This window comes from Roseibium sp. Sym1, from assembly GCF_027359675.1.
Lineage (GTDB): Bacteria > Pseudomonadota > Alphaproteobacteria > Rhizobiales > Stappiaceae > Roseibium.
In genome coordinates this window covers 3,585,751-3,605,524 of record NZ_CP114786.1, presented here as the reverse complement: position 1 = coordinate 3,605,524, position 19,774 = coordinate 3,585,751, and the positions used below count along the sequence as shown (strand labels likewise).

Sequence of the window (19,774 nt, the reverse complement as noted above, 5' to 3'; positions counted from 1 at the left end):
TGCGCTTGGTCCGGTCAGTTGTTCTGGGGGCGCTGCGAAGCCGCACGCACCGCGCGCGCGCCCGGATAGACGAGTGCACGGGCATGCCCGAGCGAGGCATACTGGTCCGGCGACGTGGCCAGCGGGATGCGGATGCAGTGCGGGCTTCGGTTCGGGTTCATGTCGAGCCGGCTCACCACCTCGTTGTCGAGGATCGGTTCGTCGATCTCGATCTCGCACAGGTCCAGCCAGGGAAACTGGCCCTCGTTCCAGGCGCGGGCCGGGTTCAGCACCTCGTGATGGGGATGGACGTCTTCGGGCTCAGGATGCACCTGTCCTTGAAGGACATAGCGGACCTCGGAATTCTGCACCTGGTAGATCCAGTCCTGGCGGAGAAAATCGGGGGCCCGGGGATCATCGGGCAGCGGGTCCATCGAAGGCGCCCCGTTTGCGCGAAAGTCCTTGCGCGGCAAACCACGCTCCGGACCGCGATCTCCCGGAATGAGCCGGAACCGGATGTAGGAGCGCACACCGCTCCGGTCATGGAACTCGAAACACTGCCAGGTGTGGTAGCGGCTGTTCAGGAACGAACCGCGGATCCGGTAGGCCTCGATCAGTTCCGGCTCCATCATGATGCCCTGTTTGACCAGGTCCTTGCGCTGCTCCGCGCTGGCATGAACGAAGGTGCTGAAATCCCGGATGGTGCGCACGAAGAGCTGGCGCCCCGCATTCATGAGAATATCCAGCACACCCGGCCCCTCGTATCCTTTGTCCTCGTCGAAGAACTTGAGCGACGCGGCGACGCCGTCGCGGGCACGATCGTCCTCCCTGGCTCCGGGCGAGGAGTGCCGCAGGACGACCGGCAGGGTCCGGCCTGCAACAAAGAAATCGTTCTCCGGAAACCCCTCCGGCACAATGAACCGGGCCCGTCCCCGGCCCGCGGCGCCATAGGTGTGTGTGCCGCGGCCGCGCTTGGTGTGGGACAGGTAGCCGAACGTCCGCGACAGCGTGTCGAGCACCTCCTTGAAATCGTCGTCGATGCCTTCCCGCAATTCGGCCTCGGAGAGCCGGAGGTTCTCTCTGCCCTGGGCCGACATTTTCGCACGCTCTTCCTGGCTGGCCACATAGACCGCCTTCCTGATCTCGTTGACCTGGCCGACCGGCCGGTGGTCGGCAAGGCTTTGCCAGGGCGAGTAGCGCAACTTCTCCCCGAACGACCTCCTCTCGGGGGTGTCGAAGGTTTGCGGCGGGATCGTGATGCTCGCAACGGTGACGAAAGGCAGGTCCCACTCGACGGTTGGATTGTCGATGACGCCGTTGTCCGCGTCCGGATGGATCTGGACCTGAAAGTCGAACATCACCGGCTCGGAGCCCTCGGCTAGACGGTCGGCCATGCGTTCGCGCAGGTAGTCATGCGTCGGCCCTGCGACGACGTCCTCCGCCTCATCCGACGGCACCACACGGTAGCGGCAGGCAGCCTGTCCGGGGGCACTGCCGAAGGCATACGGCACCTGGCTCCAGTAGCGGCTCTTCACCGGGTTTTCCTGGATCTGTTGCCGGAACCCCTGCAGAACCGCCAGGTCCTGCGGATGGGTCTTCATCAGGTAGGCGATGAATTCCTCCGGGGGCTTTCCCCTCGGCGCACTCTGGGCGAAATCCTTCATGAACAGCACATAGTCGGCCGCCGTGCGGATGAAGAACACCGGATTGTCCGCCAGCACGAAATCCTGCTCGCCGTCGGCCGCTCCTGGCAGGGCCGCTTCGCCGGGGACGTCCAGAAGCTTGATCGCCATGCCGTGAATATCCGGCTGACGATCGTCCTTCTGGGCCCCGTTCGAAAACCGGATATGGGCGTTATATCTGGAGGGCGTGCGGAACAGTCCGACCCTGAGCGCCTCGTCGATCCCGTCGAGAACCTCGAATTCCGCCTCCAGGCAGCCATGCATCTTGAAGTGCTGCCCCCGCAGGTGCGGTTGGGTCGCTCTCATCATGGCGATCTGGATATTGAGGACGGCCTGGATGTCTGGTTCGATGGTGCTCATCATGGTCTCGCTCGGTTTCAGCGGCAGTCGGGAAGGTGTGTTTCGGATGGCATTCTCACGGGTCCCGCTCACAGGGTCTTGAGATATTCAAGAAGGTCTTCGAACGCGCCGGAGTGTTCCGGTGCCGACCAGTCGAGGCGCAGCAGCTTTCCGTCGACGACAAGGTTCCGGTCATGCCCCCGGTTCGTCCAGCCGTCCCGGGACGTGTCGTGCACCGAAACCGTCGGGTAGCGGGCCTTCAGCTCATCGAGCCGTTCCGCTTCCCAGGTCCAGCCGAGTGCCGTCTCGTCATAGGAAATGGCGCCGCGCAGGAAATTCACCGGCCGGTCGCCGGGCTTCAGCAACTGGGCGAGAGTCGGCACCGAGCCGTTGTGAAGATAGGGAGCCCGCGCCCAGATGCCGTCGAGGGGCGGCGCCAGATATCCCTGGTTGGCGACTTCGGTCGTGTCGCGCAGAATCCGGTAGTCCGGCGTAACGCAGGGCCTCGTTTCCCGGCCGTCCCGGTCGAGATAGGTAAAGTCGGGGTCGTGGCAGGCCGCCTTGAATGCGGACAGGAACACCTGTGCTCCCGCGGGGTTCAGCACCTGGGCGCGGTTCATGTCCGACCCGATTTCCGGGTAGCGCCGATTGTTGCGCGGCCGGTGGCACGTACCGCAATTGTCCGCAAAAAGAGCTTCCCCCCTGGCCGCCTTTTCAAGGTCGACATCGAACGGGTAGGGCGCCGGCGGCAGGCCCAGCAGGTACTCGGCGACAATCGCGGCATTCATCAGGTCGACATCCTCGGGCCTGCCGATGATCGGCAGCTGCGCCGCGATGTTTCTCCAGAACCGTTCCAGCACACTGCCATCCCATTGCCCGGTGGCCCTGTCGGCCTGGTTCCATACGGACGGGGCGTCGGTCACCGTTGCGAAACGTGGCAAGGCCTCCGGCAAGGGACCGGTGAGCAGATCCTCGAGCTTGCCCTCACCTGCCGCTTTCATGGCAAGCAGGTCGGCCAGAAGGTCGCCGCTTCCGTCCGACTGGCCCGCGCTGTGTCCGGCCAGCCCCGGCGACTTTTCTCCCTGTCCGTAACTGGAGCCCGGACGCGTCTGAAGCACGACGGCGGCGGAACGCACGGCGGAACTCCGGGCAAGTCCCTCCAGAAAACGCACGGCATTCTGCGCAAAGATCGCGCGCTGGACGGCATCGACACGGTTGACGTCGCTTGGCTCGATCTGCGGCAGACCCTTCGCGAAATAGCCTTCCGGCTTGGCGGCCGCCAGTTCGAGCAGGGCTTTTGTTGTCTGCCCGGGGGCCTCGATCGTTCCGATCTGGTCCGGCGACAGGTATCCGCTGCGCAGCGACGAAAACGCCCCCCGCCACTTGCGCACGTCGAATTGCGTGTTCGGGGCGCCTTCCAGGACGAGCCGCTCCTCGCCGAGGTCGACCTGACCGGTGTGGCAGGCGCCGCAGGCAAGCGTCACGAAAAGCGGTTGGGCGATCGAATAGTCGATTTCACCGACAGGGTTGCCCTGTGCATCCACCGGGCGGCCCTGGCTGCCGGTGATCCCGAGTCCGCGCGGCAGGATCCTGTCCGGAAAATCCGGATCCCGGAACAGTCCGAAACGTGCGAACCGCTCTTCGGGTCCCCCCCAGATTTCCGGTGCAAGATCCGGCAGGAGTTTCATCAGGACGAGAGGGGCTCCGACGAACCCGTTGCCCGCGTTGACGAACCACGCATGCCCGATCGGATCGGCCAGTTTCGCCCGGCCGATATCCGCCTTGCACTGGTCCCGCAGTTGTGTCCACCGAAGGTCCGGATTCGCTTCCAGCGCTTGTGCGAGCGCCACGCGGGACGAACACGTCACCTCTGCTTTCACCTGCGGGGACACAAGGGCCGCCATGGCCGTCAGCAACACCGCCAGTGCGGCGACGCGTGCCTGCTCAAACAGATTGTAGGCCATGACCTTCCTCCCTTGAACGTCATCGGATGGCTTTGCATCCGGATACCGGTTTGCAGTCTCGATCCTGCCTGGAGCGAAACCGGCACTTTTCGTTTTGGCGCTTGTTCAAATCAGAACGGGGCCACCGCGCGCACCGGCAAGCGGTTGACGGCGGAACCTGCCCTCAGGCCAGGCTGATCGCCCTGCTGATCGTGTCGTGGAACCGGTCCGCGATCCTGGAAAAGCCGGAATTCGTGGCATGGATCTCGTCGTTCCAGTCGCTGACGTTGGGCAGCGCGCCCCGGCAGTTCACGACCCAGATCCTCGTCTTTGAGGACTGCCCCGCCAGACTGGTCAGCATGAAGTAGAGCTCGTCCACCAGGTACTTGATGATGTCGCGCCGGAGGGTGTGATCCGTGATGCCACGGCTGTCCAGCGGCTCTCCGAGCCATTCGTTGTTCGCCGCGTAGCTCGGGTCGCGCCTGTCGTCCGGTCCGAAAGGATACGGAAACGCATAGTCGTAGCCGTGGATGATGATCGGCAGCCTGGCGAAATCCGGATCGGACCTCACATCGGAAATCATCTTGCGATAGGCTTTTCTAAGAAAATCCAGCCGGTCTTCCAGAGCCCCGTGATTGATGTGCCCCTGCACGTCGTTCACGTCTCCGTTGAAAGGGCGCACGAGTTCAAACAGCGCCGCCACGCCGGTCTGCGGGTCTTCGCCGATGATATCGTTGCCGGCGGCCGAGAACAGAAATGCCCGGACGTGCTGCCTGACCTCGCCCAGGGCGCTCATGTATTCATAGCCGCCGCTTTCGGCCGGTCCATGCACCATGTTCTGAGCGGTGTCTCCCGCCGCCCCGACCGAATAGATGCGGTACCTCGACCCCAGCTGGTCGATGACTTCCTTGATGAGCACCGGAAACTGGAACCAGCTGTCGCCTTCGGACACGAGGACGGGAAGCGTCTCGTCCGAGTTCAGACGGTTCATGAAGACACGCCGCCGGCGCCAGCGCGCAAGACCGTTGCCGATGCCCATGGCACTTTCAAGCTCTTGCATGCCATCGCCCATATCGACCTTTTCCGGGTCGGGCGCCAACTTGAAGTCGAAACCTCCGGAGCCACGCACGACCCTGGAATAGGCCAGGATCTTTTCGTCGCTCGAATTCAGGTCTGACATCATCTCAAAATATTTGGCCAAGGAAATTTTTTGCACTGTCACCTCCACCTAAAGACAGTCAAATAAATAAATGCGATCTATACGTTCAATATAAAACTTTTTTAACCCATGCCTTTAGGGAATGCAATCAGTGATATTGTTGCCTTGCCCCAGGAACCTTCAAGGCGAAAACACGCGACCTGCCGGCCGAATTGCACGCAGGCAATCGACAACCCGTTCGGCACGAGGTTGCAACCCATGTCTCCGGTACAAACTGTCACCTATGTCTCCGGATCGGACAAAACAGGAAAAATGGTGGGCCCGGAGGGACTCGAACCCCCAACCAATCCGTTATGAGCGGACGGCTCTAACCAATTGAGCTACAGGCCCACGGCAGGGCCGCCCGTGGCGGAGCCTGCGCTGTTTTCCCTATACCATGGCGGGAAAGCTGGGCAAGGGATTTGCGGCGGCAGGCGCAAAAAGGTCTGGAAAGAGGGGCGCCGCCGCGGCTTTAGCGGCAACGGGACGGCAAAAACGGTTCCGTTCACGTGCCGCATGCGCTCTAAATGGGGCGTTGCCCCACCTGCCGCACCCCGGAGCCCGCATGCGATCGCCGCTTCTGTCCGTTACGATGAGTGTCCTGCTTGTGTGCATGATCGGCTGGTTGCTGGTGGTTGGCCGCTCCCTGATCCTGCCCTTCGTGATCGCGCTGATCGTCTGGTACATGATCAACGCGCTTGCCCATGCCATCCGCGCGATCCCGATCGGCCGCTGGCATTTGCCGGGCTTTGTCTCCTTCACGCTGGCGCTGCTGGTGATCTTCACCGCGGCAACCATGGTGCTGGACATCGTCACGGTGAACCTGACCCAGCTGGCCCAGGACGCACCCACCTACCAGAAGCGCCTCGAGGAACTGTTCGACCAGATCTCTTCCCATCTGGATCTCAACGACCCGATCGAACTGCAGGACCTGTTGCCGGACTCCGTCGTGCCACGCATGGTCACGGCCGGCGCCAGCCTGGTCACCACCCTGGCCGGCTCGGCCAGCCTGGTCTTCATCTACATTCTCTTCCTGGTGCTCGAGCAATCGACCTTCGACCGCAAGTTCGAGCGCCTGTTCGCATCGCCGGACCGCGCCGAGGCCGCGTTTGCCATGCGCGCGGAGATCAACCGCTCGATCATGCATTATTTCTCGATCAAGACCGCGGTCTCCGTCGCCACCGGAGCGCTTACCAGCCTGGTGCTGATCGTGATCGGCCTGCCCTACGCGGCGCTGTTCGGCTTCATCGCCTTCCTGCTGAACTACATCCCGACCATCGGCTCGCTGATCGGCGTGATCTTTCCGAGCCTGCTGGCAATCGTCTATTACGACAATCTGGGGCCGTTCATCGCGATCGCGACAGGTCTCGGCCTGATCCAGTTCGCCATCGGCAACCTGATCGAGCCGCGGCTGATGGGCTCGAACCTCAACCTCTCCGGCCTGGTGATCATGCTGTCGCTGGCCTTCTGGGGCGCGATATGGGGCGTTGTCGGCATGGTCCTGTGCGTTCCGCTCACCGTGATGATCGTGATCGTCTGCGCCCGTTTCGACGGCGCGCGGCCGATCGCCGTGCTCTTGTCCCAGACCGGCGAGGTCGGCCCGCTGCCGGCGGAAAAATCGCCGGCGAACTGAGACGGCCTGCCAACCAGTGTTACGGGATCCGCCCCTGCGGATGAGGTCACGCCCTGCCGGTCCCGTCGGAAGGCAAGACCTTCGTTTGAAGAGGTGCAGAACCGTGAACGCCCGGCACCGGCGACAGGCAACGCTCGCGTTGGATGATCCAGGTCAATGCACCCGAGCTCGCGCTCCGGCGAAATCGAGACTTGGTCTCAACAGTCAACGAATTGCCATGCGCCGTATTCTTGTAACGCTGTCTTGCCTGCTGCCGCTCGCCCTCGGTGCGGCCGGCGCGGCGTTCCCCCAGAGCACGGCTGAAACCGTCTTCTGGGACAGCATCAGGAACAGCTCCGATCCGGCCGACCTGAAGGCCTACCTGAGAGCCTACCCGGAAGGCCGGTGGGCACCACTCGCGCAGACCAGGCTTGATGAACTCGATCGCCCCGCCGCCGGCGGCGGCGAAGGGCCGGTGACGGCTTGCGATCTTTGGACGTCCCATCCGGCGGACGCACGGAAGGTCTCCGCAGGTGTCGAGTTCGACTGGATCGATGCGGACAGGGCAATTCGGGCGTGCGAAGAGGCGGTCGCCCGCTATCCCGGCGTCCTGCGGTTCCGGTTTCAGCTGGGGCGTGCCAAGGTGAGGGCGAAGCAGGAAGACGAGGGCAACCGCCTGATCCGCTCGGCCGCGGACGACGGCTATCCCGTGGCAATGCTTCTCGTCGGATTCAACAACCGCTTCGGGCAAACCGTGCCGCAGAACACGACCGAAGCCTTGCGCTGGTTTGAAAAGGCCGCCGATGCCGGCAATCCGATGGCAGCCACGGTCCTCGGCACTCTCTATCTCGAAGACAGGGAAATTCCGAGGAACCTCGGCAAGGCCCTTCACTGGCATCTGAAAGCCGCCAACGCCGGCGAGGCCCAGGCGATGTACAATCTCGGCTTCATGTACCTGAACGGCGACGGCGTATCCAGGGACACCGCAAAGGGCATCGCCTGGCTGCGCAAGTCCGCCGAGAACGGCTACGCCAACGCCGCCCTTGAACTGGCGGACATGTACGAAAACGGCCGACATGTCAGAAAGGACCTCCGGGAAGCCCTCGATTGGTACCTCGGGGCTGCGGACGGCGGTGCGCCCTTCGCCAGTTACCGGCTTTCGGACCTGTTCCGGCAGGGAGCAGGCATCTCCCGGGACGACAGGGCCGCCGCCGAATTTCTCTTTCAGGCGATCGAGGACGGTTACGTGATCATGCCCGAGCAACTGGCGGCGGACGCGCGCGGCTGGAGTATCGCCTTTCGACGGGCGCTCCAGGAGGCGCTGAAGCGGGAAGGCTTCTACGAAGGCGCCATCGACGGCAGTTTCGGGCCGCAGACACGGCAAGCGATCCAGGCACTTTACGACGCCGGCTTCGCGGACACCGGCCGGGACCTGCCGGGCGACACCGACAACAGGCCGATGCAAGTCAACATCCCGGAGCTGAACGTCTTTTCGCGACCGAGCGTCACCGCAAACCGGCTGGGATCCCTTGTCTCGGGAGATCCGGTGACGGCCCGTCGCTGGACGCGCGATCACAATGGAGACCGCTGGGCACGCATTTGCGGCTACCGCTTCTGCGGATGGAGCGCTGCGGAGTTTCTGGTCGACCTGCCCGCAGCACCGGCAGATTCTCAACCACAGCAGAGCGCCCGGCCCGAGGCGGTCACGGAACCGGAGGTCGCGCCACAGCCTTCGCCTGAGGCACCGCCCGATCCTGAGGAAGGCCTGGGTACGCTGGATTGACAGGGCAAGCAAGCGGGAGGAATCTGATGTTGTTGCGGGCCCTCAAGCCAAGGATTGCAGCGTGTTTCATCGCCAAGGCCCTCGTTCTTGGCATGGGTGCGTCCGGCATCCTCCCGGTCTCCGCTGCCCCGGTGACCGAATATATCGAGCCGCTGCGCGCACAACATGCAGGACTGGTACGGCTCAACACCTTGCTGGATGAAATGGTCGCCGGCGAACGCCTGCAGAACATGGATGCGTGCAAACGGGACCCGGCCATCGACGCCGCGATCATCGGCCGGGGTCTGCATGTGCAAACACGGGAATTCTATGAGCTCCTGCGTGCCTACCGGACGTCCCGGACGCGGCGTGGCCTGACCGAGGAACTGGATCTCATCGGACAGAACGGCAAGCTGATCGATAAAATGCTCGACAAGCACCGCAATCTGAAGGGCGTGAAGTTGCCGCCTATCCCGGATGAAGGCAAGGAGCGGATCCGCCGGGAAATTCGAAAGGCGGTTCTCGACTATGTCGAACGCAAACTCTCGGGAAAGCTGGAAAGCCGGGGCCTGAAGGACCTTCTCACGAGCCGGAGCTGGCAGGAACTGCACGACAAGGCGGTATTTCATGTCGAACGCAGGATCCGCGAGGAGATCGAAGAGGAAACCGAACGGATCTTCGGCCTTCGGTTTCACGACGAAAAATCTGCCATCAGCGCCCTGCGCCGTCATGCAAGACGCAAGGTTGAACAGGCTGTTGCAAAACTCCTGGTCAAGATCACGTCCAATGAAATCCTGCTCGAATTCGCCGGAGCAAAAATACTGGAATGGCTGGAAAACGACATCTGGCCGAGGATCCGGGAAGGCCTCAGGCACAAGGGCCACCTGGAGGAGCGGACCGTTCGCTCGAAGGCCACACTCGAAGCCGCCGCCCTGCGTCTCCAGGGCCATGCCGGCAGCGCGCGGCTGGACGACGTGCGCGGATCGCTGCAGGCCGCCGCAGCGGCGGTCCATGCCACCCGCTACCTGCAGCGCGACCTTGTCCGTGCCGGCCGCGCCGACCTGAAAGCCGACCTGGATGGTGCGATCGCCGCTCTCGACCACCGGATGCTGCGAACGGAAGAACGCTTTCTCCTGCAATGGGAAGAAGACATCGGCTCCCTGGAAGATCTTGAACTGGTTCTGAGGGACGCGGTGAACGACCTGCAGAAGATCACGGGCCGCAATCCCGACGGCACCCCCGGACCGGCCAGCGCCTTCTTTGTGGTCAAGGTCGCGGGTTCGGGTTTCATCCCGCACTGGGCCGGCGGAAGCTACGAAGTCACCGGATCCGATCAATTCGTTTTCGAGTTGAAGCGGGACGAGGATCTTCAGGGCAAGCTCGGCACCTACCTTTCCTCGATCATGTTCGACGTCTGCGAGATCAGGAATCCCGGCGGCATGATCGCCAAAAACGCCAGACCCGGGATCTGGAATGCCGGACCGCAGCTCTCCGTGGTCTGCGGCCCCTTTTTCGACACCGTCCACATCGACAAGTCCATGATCTTCTCCCAATGGAAGAACCTTCGCGATGATGCCCCTTCCCTGGGAGAGCTGAAAGAGAGGGCGGGCTGTGAGTAGATCCGGCAACCGTCTAACGGCCCATCCGGACCGCAGGGGCCGCGTCGCACCCCTCGCATGCGCCATGCTTGTTTTCGTGGCCGCCCCGATCGCGCCGTCGTTCGCACAGGACATCGGCGATCCCTGGCTGGACTCCTTGCGCGGCGCAACCGGTACCGTGATCGGCGACCTCAACCCACGCTTTGACGACGGCCCGTCTTCGTCAAGCGCACCGCCGGGCGACGCGGCGCCCGGCACCGTCAATCCCTCGGACCGCGAGACGGCCCGCCTGATCCGGGAGTGGATCGACATTGCGGAGCCGCCGCAAAACGTCACCGAAGGGGCCCGGCTCCACTATACCTATGGCGGCAACATGGTCGGCACGACCGCCGACGGCGGCATCATCGCCTCGCCTCATGAATCCGGTGCATTCGATCCCGTTTTCCTTTGGCAGAACCGGCGCGGCCTCGATTCAGTCGATCACTGCACCATGGAGGAGTATGTCGTCGCCAGGCTTGCGGAGGAACCGGTCGATGGTTGCCGCGGACGCTACCGGCCAGGAGGTCCCGTCGCCGGCAACGGTAATGACGCATCCGGCGACACTGGAGACCGAATAGAGGATGCGATCTCCGCCTGCCGGTTCGACGAGGCCAGGACGCTGATCGACGCCATCGGCGACGGCTCGGTTCGAGCGCGCCTCGAACGCCGGTACACCGAGGCCCATGAACGGGAAGAAAAAACGAAGGCGCTCTTCGCCGAGGGCGACGCAGCATACCGGAATTGCGATTTCGACGAGGCTTCTGAAAGCCTCGACAAGGCGGCAGCCAACACGAACTGCGACAGGTACCGCACACGGATCGCACAAGCCGCGAGCAAGGTCGCCGCGGCTCAGGCGCACGAGGAAAAGACAAGGGCGCTCTTTTCGGAAGCCGACCGCCTGTTCAGGCAAAACGACTTCGAGACCGCGCGCTCCCGGCTCGAGACTGCCAGAGCTCATACCAGGTGCCAACGTTATGTCACCCGGATCGACGAGGCTCTTGGAAAGGTGGTCGAACGCATCGCCCAGGCGCCCCCCGCCTCCCCTCCGCCCGTCGAGGCACCCGCTCCGCCTGCGCCGGCAGTCTCCGCGGGAGCGGACTATTTCATCGGCGTGTGGGCAATGTCGCCGACGGCCTGTTCCGGCCCCTACAAGCCAAGGCCGCGTGACAACAGCGAAACAGCCGGCTCGATCGCGGGAGCGATCGAACAGGGCGTCGAACAGGGCCTCGAGATTGCCGCACACGCCCTGAGGTACGAATTCAGGTCTAACGGCGTCTTCTACGTTCGAGACATTCGCCAGCCGAACTCCCGCTTCGTGCCCTTTGCCGACTGGAGCGTCCGCGGCGATGTCATGACCTTTCACACCTACGACGATGATGAAACCGACACAGCTAGAATTCTTCGGAAACTTCCGGACCGTTTCGAGATAGACAGCGAAGTGGAAGGTGAGAACGCTTCTTTCTACCGCTGTACGGAAGAGCCGAACTGACATCCCTTTGCGGCTTGCTGTTCCGTTACGGTTTCCCGGGTCTTCTGGCGGTCCTCCGAGACGTCAAACCGGGCCGTTTATCGCGATCTCAACGGGTTCGGCACGTTCCGGTTCGCCATCGGCGACCCGAGGAGACCTGCCAAACCCAACCGGGAGATCTCCCATCACGGTTGAATTCCCGCGCCGGCCACCCCATCAAGAGACAAGGCCTTCGCCTGAAGGGAGGCCGGATCATGAATGCCGAGTGAACGGCCGGGTCATCACCACGCCGCATTCACCGCAGAGGATCCGGCATTGAATTTAGATTTTGCATCAAGGATGACGTCTCCATGAAAGTCCGCTATTTCCTCCCCGTTCCGCTGCTGCGCAAGGCTGTTCTGGCCGCGGGCCTGAGTGCAGCCCTGGTTGGCGCCGGACCGGTTGCTGGTCCGGCCGCCGCGCAAGACACCGCGGCACCAGCCGGCAGCATCACCATGGAAGGCCGCGGCACCGTCGCGGTTGCCCCCGACATGGCCGTCATTTCCGCCAGCGTCGTCACCACCGGAGACAATGCCGCGGACGCGCTCGCCGGCAACAGCGCTGCGGTCGCCAAGGTGATCGAGGCGATCAAGAGTGAAGGCATCGTGGCGAAGGACATTCAGACCAGAGGCTTCGGCATCTACCCGCGCTACGATCACACCAAATCCAGTGGCCGCCAGCCGGACATTACCGGCTACGAGATCCGCAACGGCGTTGAGGTCAAGGTCCGGGACCTTGCCAAGCTCGGCGCGCTGCTGACGCTGACCGTGGAAAACGGTGCGAACGCGGTCGACGGCATCCGCTTCGAAGTCAGCGACCCGGAAGAGAAACTGGACGAAGCCCGCCAGAAGGCCGTCGCCGCAGCCCGCCACAAGGCGGAAATCTTTGCCGCCGCCGCCGGTGTCGACCTTGGCACGATCGTCTCGATCACCGAAACCGGCGTTGAAATGCCGCGTCCGGTGATGATGCGGGCCGAAGGCCTGATGATGGCCAAGGCGAGCCCGGTGCCGGTCGAGGCCGGCGAGGAGGTCATCGGAGCGAATGTGACCATCCGCTGGTCTCTGAAGTAAAACGTCCCCGCGAGAGGTCCCGTGTCACCCGGCGGGAAGTCCGCCGGGTGACATGGGCCAGGCTGTAGTGCGTTCCTGTCGAAAACAGGTCAATGGCGGGTTGGCGTCGCCTCTCCGCAATCGCAGGCCAGGGGCCGGCCATGCGGGCAGTCACAGCTTCCGGTACCAGACCTGCATGGGCTTCCCGGTCTCTTCCGTCTCGCCGACATCCAGCCATGGAAACGTCACGATGGCGCCTGTGAGTTTCTCGTAGCCGCGCTTGCGCCAGAAGGGATCGAGCGGTGCGTAGTCCGCCGGCCGCATGGGATGGTCGTCCGGGCGGATCACTGCGCAAAAGACGGCTTCGTCAAATCCGAGCGCGCGCGCGTGAGCCTCACGTTCCTCGAAAAATCGATGACCGAGTCCCTGGCCGCGATAAGCCGGATCGAGCACCGACTCGGCCATGTAGAAGATCTTTCCGACATCAAGGCCGCGCGCTTGGAGCGGTGCCCGGAATTCCTCCAGCCCTTCGCCGAGCGGCTCGCCCGTTGCCGCGCCCACCAGCCGGGTGCCATCAAAGGCCCCCACGATGACGGCTCCGTCCGTGTCGGCATAGCGCTGAAGGTACTTGGCCTCATAGGCGCGTGTGCCCTGGTAAAGATACGGCCACGCACGGAACACGGAAATCCTGAGGCCGGCAAGGTCGTCAAGAGCATGTCTCAGGTCTTCGCCTGTCAGGCGTCGGATGTCGATCGGCATGTCGCGGGCCCCTCCTGATCTATTGGTGACGCGACGGATGGTGGCACGCCCCGCCCGCCGGAGGACCCCGCCTTGCCACATTTTCATGGATGATGCCATTGACGTCGACGCGATGCCGACCTTCCCATACCGATCACGCGGTGCCGGAGCGGCCCTTCATAACGGCTCCGGTCATGATGCATTCGATCTCCGTGGCCCAACCCGGGATCGGGATGACATGGCGTCAACCCGCCGGATCCTCCTTCCACATCAAGGCAAAGCCGTTACAAGCTGTTACCAATTCGTACAAAATCCGAATTCATTCATCCGCGCGAACATGACAGGATCGTCGGGCATATCTTTCCAGAGCAAGGAGCCAGAGGTCGCCATGTCCCGGACCCAGCCCGTTTCCTACAGCCCGCTCCACATCATCCTGCATTGGGTTATCGCGGCGCTCATCCTGTTTCAGATCATCTTCGGTGAAAGCATGGAAGCGCTTGAGCGGGCCCTGCGCAACGGGGGCACGCCTGATGCCGGTGTCTCGTTCATGGGCAACGCGCATATCTGGGTCGGTATTGCGATCCTGGCACTGACCGCCGTCAGACTGCTTGTGCTGGCAATCCACGGTATCCCGTCACCGCTGCCCTCTTCCAGGCTGCAGGAGCTTGCTTCCAGGGCGGTTCATGGCCTGCTCTATCTGGCCATGATCCTTGCTCCGGTCACCGGTCTGCTCGCATGGTATGGTGGCATCCACACCTTCGAGGAACTGCACGAACTCGCTAAACCGCTCTTTATCGTGCTGGTGGCGCTGCACACGCTGGGCGCACTCTATCACCACGTTGCGTTGAAGGACGGCAGCCTCACGCGCATGTTCTCGACGCGGACACGATAAGGGCGTCAGTCCCTTGCCTCCAGCCAGACCCGCGCAGCTTCCATATCTTTCCGGACGACCCCCTCGGCCAGTTTCTGCCCGACAACCGCCCCGAACTTGTAGCCGTGCCCCGAACAGGCCGACACCACCGTGACCTTGCCGTCGGTTTTGACGAAGAAATGCTCGTCAGCGGTAAAGGTGTAGGCGCAGGTGACGACGTCGTCGACACGGTACTCGCCGATCCGGGCAAAGGGCGGTGAGAAATAGTCGCGCAGGGTTTTCCCCTCGCCGGCCTTGGCGATGCGGTCCTGGTCCGGAGCAGCCTTGTATTTGTGGATGCCGGCACCGAACTTGAGGCCGGTACCGGCCACCGGCGGCAGGATGTAGCCGTCGACCGGCCCGCCCGGATCGAGGATCGCCGGCGCGCGTTCCCAGGCTTCGCGCAGGTCCGCGGGCGGTGTCAGGTAGACGACAGCGGTGCGGTAGGTGGTCAGGCTGATGTCGAGCCTCGGGAACAGGCCCAGCGTCCAGGCGCCCGCGGTCACGATGACATGATCCGCGGACAGGACCGACCCGTCACCCAGTGTCACGGAACCGGACGCGGCATCGACCGCGGTCACGCGGGCGTTTTCGCGCACATCCGCACCGGCCGCCACCAGCCAGTCCCTCAGACCGGCAGCGATCTTCTTGCACAGGAGCACTCCACCTTCCGTGCTGGCTGCGGCATAGCGGATGGTCGCCGGATCCACGAACGGGTAACGGGCCGCCGCCTCTTCCGGCGTCAGGTCCTCGAACGGATAGCCGCCCTCGATCAGACCGTCCCGGTAGACATCGCCGCCATCACCTTCCTGTTGCGACATCAGCAGAAAGCCGGTTTCCGCCAGATGTTTCTCCCCCAGGTCCGCCCACATCGCGTCCCAGGCATCATAGGCATCGCCGATGCGGCGCTGATACCCGCCCTGGCCGCCATAGGCCCGGCGGATGATGCGGTGCTGGTCGCCTGACGCGGACAGCGGATTCGGGATCGGTCCCTGCTCCAGAAGCGTGACCGGAACACCCCGTTTGGTCAGGGCCCAGGCGGTGGAAAGGCCGGAAATACCGGCGCCGACAATCAAAACAGTCATGGGAATCGTCCTGCGGTATGAACCGGCAGACTATCGCTCTCGCATGGCCACGCAAGATATCTTGCACGGTGCTCAGCGCATGACGGATATGTGGTTCCGGTTGCCGCCCGGAAACCAGCCGCTAACCCGCGCGGATATACCTTTGCGGCGTTCGCTTGTGAACGTGAGGGAATGGCATGCTGGACACAGACAATCCGGGCCGGGACATCCTGGCGCAGAAGCGGCTCTCGGACTATCCCGACTGGGGCTACCTGCTGCGGGAAATCTACGAGACCTATCGTCACCTGTCCTCCGGTGGCAGCGACAAGATCCGCGCCCACCAGCGGGCCGTGCGCGAGGCGATCAGCCGGGTCAAGAAATCCAACGCCGAGGTCCGATTCGATGCCCCGGCGCACAAGCCGGTGACCGCTCATCTGAGGCGCGCGCTGGACGAAGGCAAGCAGGAACGCACCGTGCCGCTGATCCGGTCCGTTGAAAGCGTGCAGGAACACCTGATCTGGCAATATGGCTACGAGAAGGTCCCGCGCGGGCTGGACAGGACTTATGCCTATGCCGAGATCTGCGGTCCCAACGGCCCGGTCCTGACCACCGAAATCATTCTGGGCCTGGTGCTGTTCGCGCCGGGCTGCACCTATCCGGCACACGCCCACAGCGGGATCTCGGAAAGTTATATCTGCCTTTCAGGAGCGGTCTCGGAAAACCACCAGGGGGTCTATGCCCCCGGCTCGATGATCTTCAATCCTCCGGAGCACACGCACAGGATCACCGTTTCCAAGACCGAACCGGCCCTGCTTGCCTATGCCTGGATCGGCCCGCAGGACCGCCTCGCCAACCAGAAGATGGTGTTCAGCCGCAAGCGGGGGTGAGCTTGCGCTCCGTTTCCCGATTCGTCATTCGGGACGCGTGCAGCGAAGCTGCGCGGCGGTCCGGACCCCAGCGGATCGGCGAGAGCGAAAGCGAACACCGAAATCCTCCACCCCTCACTCGGCCGCGGCCCTCCGGCCGACGATCTCGCGCCGGATCGTCACCTCGGCCTGTTCCAGCCGGCCGTCAATACCGACCCAGGCCGGTTCGCCGATCAGTTTCTCGCAGTCGATGCCGAGAGCCGGAAAGGTCAATCCCATCGAGTGAGCCACCGCGACCCGGTCGCCGGGCTTCGGATTGAGGCCGCACCGGACCGCGCGCGTGCCCATTTTCAGGTGGTGGGCAATGTCCCATTCCTGCACCTCACCGTCATGGCGGGTGACCACCCAGCAATGCATGTCCTCGCAGCAGCCGTTCTTTTCCTTCGGAAAGAAATAGCCGGTGACATAGCCCGCTTCAAAGCCCGCGGCGCGCAGGGACGCGATCAGGTAGGTGTTGATGTCCACACAGGAACCTTCGGTCAGGCCGCAGGCGAGATAGGGCACTTCCTCCCGGCCGTCATTGAAGCGCACCTCCGGATGCGCATAGCGGAATTTCTCCGCCGCGGCATTGACAAGCGCCTGGATGGCGGCCCGTCCGTCGGGCTGGGCATCGGCAATGTTGATGGCATCGAACACCAGCTCCTGCGCCGCATTCGTATAGCGGTTCCGGTGCGGGCGAAACAGCTCCTCCGGATATCCCGGACCGCCCTCCAGGAAACTGTAGCGGATCTCGACGGGTTGCCCCGGCTCCGTCGTCACCAGGGCGGAGATCTGTCCTGTTGCACTCTCCCCGGTGAGGGTGAATTGCCCGCCCGCCACCTCGAAACCAACCGGCAGCTGATGCGGCGTCGGCAGGCCGACCGGCACAAGCAGCCTGCCTGTTTGAGCTTCCTGCGGTGCGACGGTGACCGTGACGTTGGTGCGCATCATCCGTTCCTTACACTGCCAGCTGGAAGATCAGGCCAGAGAGCACAGCGCCGACGAAGCCCAGTCCGAGATAGGTGGCAAAGACCCGCGGCTTGACCAGCGACCAGACAGCGGCCATCGCCGGGATGGAACTGACCGCACCCGCGATCATGAAGGCCATGGCCGCGCCCGCGCTCATGCCCTGGTCCATCAGGCCGGCGAGCAGGGGCGGCGCGACGTAACTGTTGAGATAGGCGGGCATGCCCACCAGCGCGGAAATCACGATGGACCCGAGTCCCTCGCCGCCGACCACGGTGGCGATCAGGTCGGCCGGCACATAGGTCACCAGCGCGGCTTCCAGCACATAGGCCAGCGCCAGCCACTTCACCAGGAACAGCGTATTGGCCTTCAGCTCCGCGCCGAACTTTTCCCTGCGGTCAATTTCGCGCCAGAACTGCCAGACCGGCCGACCGGTCTTGGGCGACGCGCCGCAGCCGCAGCCACCGACGGAAGATCCGGTCTTCACCGGATTGGCGAAGACACCCGTGCGCAGCAACAACGAAACCAGGAAGCCGCCGAACAGCCCCAACCCGACCGCAAAGACGGCCTTGCCGATGGCAAACGGCCAGCCGAGCGCTCCCGCCGTGATCAGCAGCGTCGGCGGATCGATCAGCGGCGACGACAGCCAGAACGCCATGATGGCGGAAAGCGGAGCCCCGACCGCCAGCAACCCGGCAATGAAGGGAATGACCTCGCAGGAGCAGAACGGCGCCAAACCACCGAACAGAGCCGCGAGAACAATCGCCTGGGTCTCGCGCCCCTCGAAGGCCTTGCCGACATAGGCCTCGGCCCCGGACGCCTTCAGCCAGGCAATCAATGCGACCGCAAAGGCGATATAGGGCAGCGTGCCCCCGAAGGCCTTGACCGCAAAAACGACAAACGGAACGAATTGCGCCCGGTCGAACAGCAGCACCAGCACAGGCCCGGCAAGCACGATGGTCCAGGTCGAGAACAGATAGTCCCTGCCCGGGAAGCTCTTCCAGGACCATTTCGGTTCCGGGGCCGTGCAGCAACCGGTCTTCGGCGCGCAGCAGCTCGCGCCTGATGGTTCCAGATTGTTCAGCGCATCAGTCATGAACCCGCTCCTTTCGCGTCCGGCCCGGCAGCGCCGTTTTCGTCGGCGCAGCATTCCTTGAGGATGTATCCGGCGAGATCCTCCAGATGGTCGAAGGCGGCCCGGTTGAACACCGACCGGCCGTCCTTTTCCTGGAGAACAAGACCGGCGGAGGCGAGGAATTTCAGGTGATGCGCCAGGGTCGAGGCCGCCATGCCGGTCCGGGACTGGATATCCCCCACCGTCAGACCGCCCTGCCCCGCCTTGACCAGGGTCAGCACCACCTGCAGCCGGGCTTCCGAGCCCAGCGCCGCGAAACCTTGCGCCGCAATTTCCAGATCCATTCGCGCCTCACAAATATAACTACATTTCTAGTTATATAGTTTTTTTAGGCGCTGTCAAATGACACTTTCTGATTGCCAGGCCGAACTCCCGGGAAATGTCGGGCAAGTGGCATGCCCCTCACTTCGAATAGAACCGCTTACGAGGATAGCCTCGACACGCTCTCCAGCATCATCCCGGCCTTGAGCCGGGACCCACTCGCAAAGCCGCTAGCCCAAGCCTAAGCGAGTTCTCTCAAACATCCCCGCTTCCTCTCTGCAAACGAGTAGGCCCCGGGTCTTCGCTGCGCTGCGCCCGGGGTGACATCGGAGCTCTCGCCGCGCGAAAGCTTGTCCGGAATGACGGAACAGAGCGAATAAGGCCCCTACTCACACCGCCACGAACCGCAGCACGCTCTCCGAGACATCACCCTTCAGCGCCGCCTGGCCGGCCTCGCCTTGAAGCTCCGGCCCGAACAGCATTGAGAAGGTGGTGGCGTTGGAGACGTTGAAGAAGCTCATCGCGGAGATCAGCCAGTGAATGCGCAAGGGAGCCAGCCCTTTGCGGAAAACGCCCGCAGCGACACCCTTGCGATAGACAAGTTCGATCTGTGAAATCGCCGCCTCATTGAGGCTCTTGATCTTTGCCGACTGCTCCAGGTAGCGGCCGTGATGGATGTTCTCGATCATGACGAGACGAATGAAGGCCGGGTTGTTGCGATGGTGATCGAAGGTGAACTCCACCAGCCGCGCCAGCGCGTCCCTGGGGCCGAGATGCTCAAGGTCCAGCTGTTCCTCGCCCTGGCGCACCTTCTTGTAGGCTGATTCCAGCGCCCTCAGGTACAGCGTCTCCTTGTCCCCGAAATAGTAGTAGATCATGCGCTTGGACGTGCGGGTCTTGGCGGCGATTTCGTCCATGCGCGCGCCTGACAGTCCGTTGGTGGCAAATTCCTCCAGCGCAACGGCCAGGATATTGGCCTTCACTCCTTCCGGATCCTGCTTCCAGCGGGCACGCGCTGAACTTTTTTCGGATCGCTCTGACTCATTGATCGACATGCCTTTTTTCTAGCTCAGCTTGGCGTTCCGCG

General features: G+C 63.2%; 16 protein-coding genes and 1 tRNA gene. 7 read left to right on the top strand and 10 right to left on the bottom strand.

Going from position 1 to position 19,774, the window contains the following annotated elements; all coding sequences use genetic code 11:
• Nucleotides 1–14: 14 nt before the first annotated feature.
• The 4 genes from O6760_RS16315 to O6760_RS16300 form a co-directional block, all read right to left on the bottom strand.
• The gene (locus tag O6760_RS16315; RefSeq protein WP_269580772.1) at nucleotides 15–2,024 is read right to left on the bottom strand and encodes a catalase; all 2,010 of its coding nucleotides are present in this window, start codon (nucleotides 2,022–2,024) and stop codon (nucleotides 15–17) included.
• A 65-nt stretch (nucleotides 2,025–2,089) separates the two neighbouring features.
• Nucleotides 2,090–3,964: a hypothetical protein gene (locus tag O6760_RS16310; RefSeq protein WP_269580771.1), complete on the bottom strand. Its 1,875-nt coding sequence runs from the start codon at nucleotides 3,962–3,964 to the stop codon at nucleotides 2,090–2,092.
• A gap of 163 nt (nucleotides 3,965–4,127) precedes the next feature.
• A complete protein-coding gene (locus tag O6760_RS16305; protein WP_269580770.1) occupies nucleotides 4,128–5,144 on the bottom strand; it encodes a hypothetical protein in 1,017 nt (338 codons plus the stop codon).
• Between the two features lie 271 nt (nucleotides 5,145–5,415).
• Nucleotides 5,416–5,492 (bottom strand) — tRNA-Ile (locus O6760_RS16300).
• A 214-nt stretch (nucleotides 5,493–5,706) separates the two neighbouring features.
• Here O6760_RS16300 and O6760_RS16295 point away from each other — a divergent pair.
• From O6760_RS16295 to O6760_RS16275, 5 genes are all read left to right on the top strand, one after another.
• Nucleotides 5,707–6,774 carry an AI-2E family transporter gene (locus tag O6760_RS16295; protein WP_269580769.1) on the top strand — a complete coding sequence of 356 codons (1,068 nt, stop codon included), beginning with the start codon at nucleotides 5,707–5,709 and terminating at the stop codon, nucleotides 6,772–6,774.
• Nucleotides 6,775–6,991: 217 nt separating this feature from the next.
• The gene (locus tag O6760_RS16290) at nucleotides 6,992–8,536 is read left to right on the top strand and encodes a peptidoglycan-binding protein (protein WP_269580768.1); all 1,545 of its coding nucleotides are present in this window, start codon (nucleotides 6,992–6,994) and stop codon (nucleotides 8,534–8,536) included.
• 26 nt (nucleotides 8,537–8,562) lie between these two features.
• Nucleotides 8,563–10,134, top strand: a complete 1,572-nt coding sequence (locus O6760_RS16285) for a hypothetical protein (RefSeq protein ID WP_269580767.1) — start codon at nucleotides 8,563–8,565, stop codon at nucleotides 10,132–10,134.
• A 64-nt stretch (nucleotides 10,135–10,198) separates the two neighbouring features.
• Complete coding sequence (locus O6760_RS16280) at nucleotides 10,199–11,641, top strand: hypothetical protein (RefSeq protein WP_269580766.1); 1,443 nt, start codon at nucleotides 10,199–10,201, stop codon at nucleotides 11,639–11,641.
• Nucleotides 11,642–11,970: 329 nt separating this feature from the next.
• On the top strand, nucleotides 11,971–12,729 hold the full coding sequence (locus O6760_RS16275; RefSeq protein ID WP_269580765.1) for an SIMPL domain-containing protein: 759 nt from the start codon (nucleotides 11,971–11,973) through the stop codon (nucleotides 12,727–12,729).
• A 150-nt stretch (nucleotides 12,730–12,879) separates the two neighbouring features.
• Here O6760_RS16275 and O6760_RS16270 read toward each other — a convergent pair whose 3' ends face one another.
• Complete coding sequence (locus O6760_RS16270; RefSeq protein WP_269580764.1) at nucleotides 12,880–13,467, bottom strand: GNAT family N-acetyltransferase; 588 nt, start codon at nucleotides 13,465–13,467, stop codon at nucleotides 12,880–12,882.
• A 367-nt stretch (nucleotides 13,468–13,834) separates the two neighbouring features.
• On the opposite strand from O6760_RS16270, the gene O6760_RS16265 reads away from it, so the two are divergent.
• Complete coding sequence (locus tag O6760_RS16265) at nucleotides 13,835–14,338, top strand: cytochrome b (protein ID WP_269580763.1); 504 nt, start codon at nucleotides 13,835–13,837, stop codon at nucleotides 14,336–14,338.
• Between the two features lie 5 nt (nucleotides 14,339–14,343).
• Here O6760_RS16265 and O6760_RS16260 read toward each other — a convergent pair whose 3' ends face one another.
• Nucleotides 14,344–15,441 (bottom strand): NAD(P)/FAD-dependent oxidoreductase, encoded by a 1,098-nt coding sequence (locus tag O6760_RS16260; protein ID WP_269580762.1) that lies wholly within the window; start codon nucleotides 15,439–15,441, stop codon nucleotides 14,344–14,346.
• Nucleotides 15,442–15,617: 176 nt separating this feature from the next.
• Between O6760_RS16260 and O6760_RS16255 the strand changes: the two genes are divergently transcribed.
• Nucleotides 15,618–16,307, top strand: a complete 690-nt coding sequence (locus O6760_RS16255; protein ID WP_269580761.1) for a dimethylsulfonioproprionate lyase family protein — start codon at nucleotides 15,618–15,620, stop codon at nucleotides 16,305–16,307.
• Between the two features lie 114 nt (nucleotides 16,308–16,421).
• Here the strand turns inward: O6760_RS16255 and O6760_RS16250 are convergent, their stop codons facing one another.
• The 4 genes from O6760_RS16250 to O6760_RS16235 all read right to left on the bottom strand — a co-directional run bounded on the left by O6760_RS16250 (nucleotide 16,422) and on the right by O6760_RS16235 (nucleotide 19,742).
• Entirely contained in the window at nucleotides 16,422–17,276 is an 855-nt protein-coding gene (locus O6760_RS16250; RefSeq protein WP_269580760.1) for a transglutaminase-like domain-containing protein, read from the bottom strand.
• Nucleotides 17,277–17,283: 7 nt separating this feature from the next.
• A complete protein-coding gene (locus O6760_RS16245) occupies nucleotides 17,284–18,387 on the bottom strand; it encodes a permease (RefSeq protein WP_269580759.1) in 1,104 nt (367 codons plus the stop codon).
• Nucleotides 18,384–18,710: an ArsR/SmtB family transcription factor gene (locus tag O6760_RS16240; protein ID WP_269580758.1), complete on the bottom strand. Its 327-nt coding sequence runs from the start codon at nucleotides 18,708–18,710 to the stop codon at nucleotides 18,384–18,386. The genes O6760_RS16245 and O6760_RS16240 overlap by 4 nt, the downstream gene beginning before the upstream one ends.
• Before the next feature lie 366 nt (nucleotides 18,711–19,076).
• Complete coding sequence (locus tag O6760_RS16235) at nucleotides 19,077–19,742, bottom strand: TetR/AcrR family transcriptional regulator (RefSeq protein WP_269580757.1); 666 nt, start codon at nucleotides 19,740–19,742, stop codon at nucleotides 19,077–19,079.
• Between the last annotated feature and the right edge of the window lie 32 nt (nucleotides 19,743–19,774).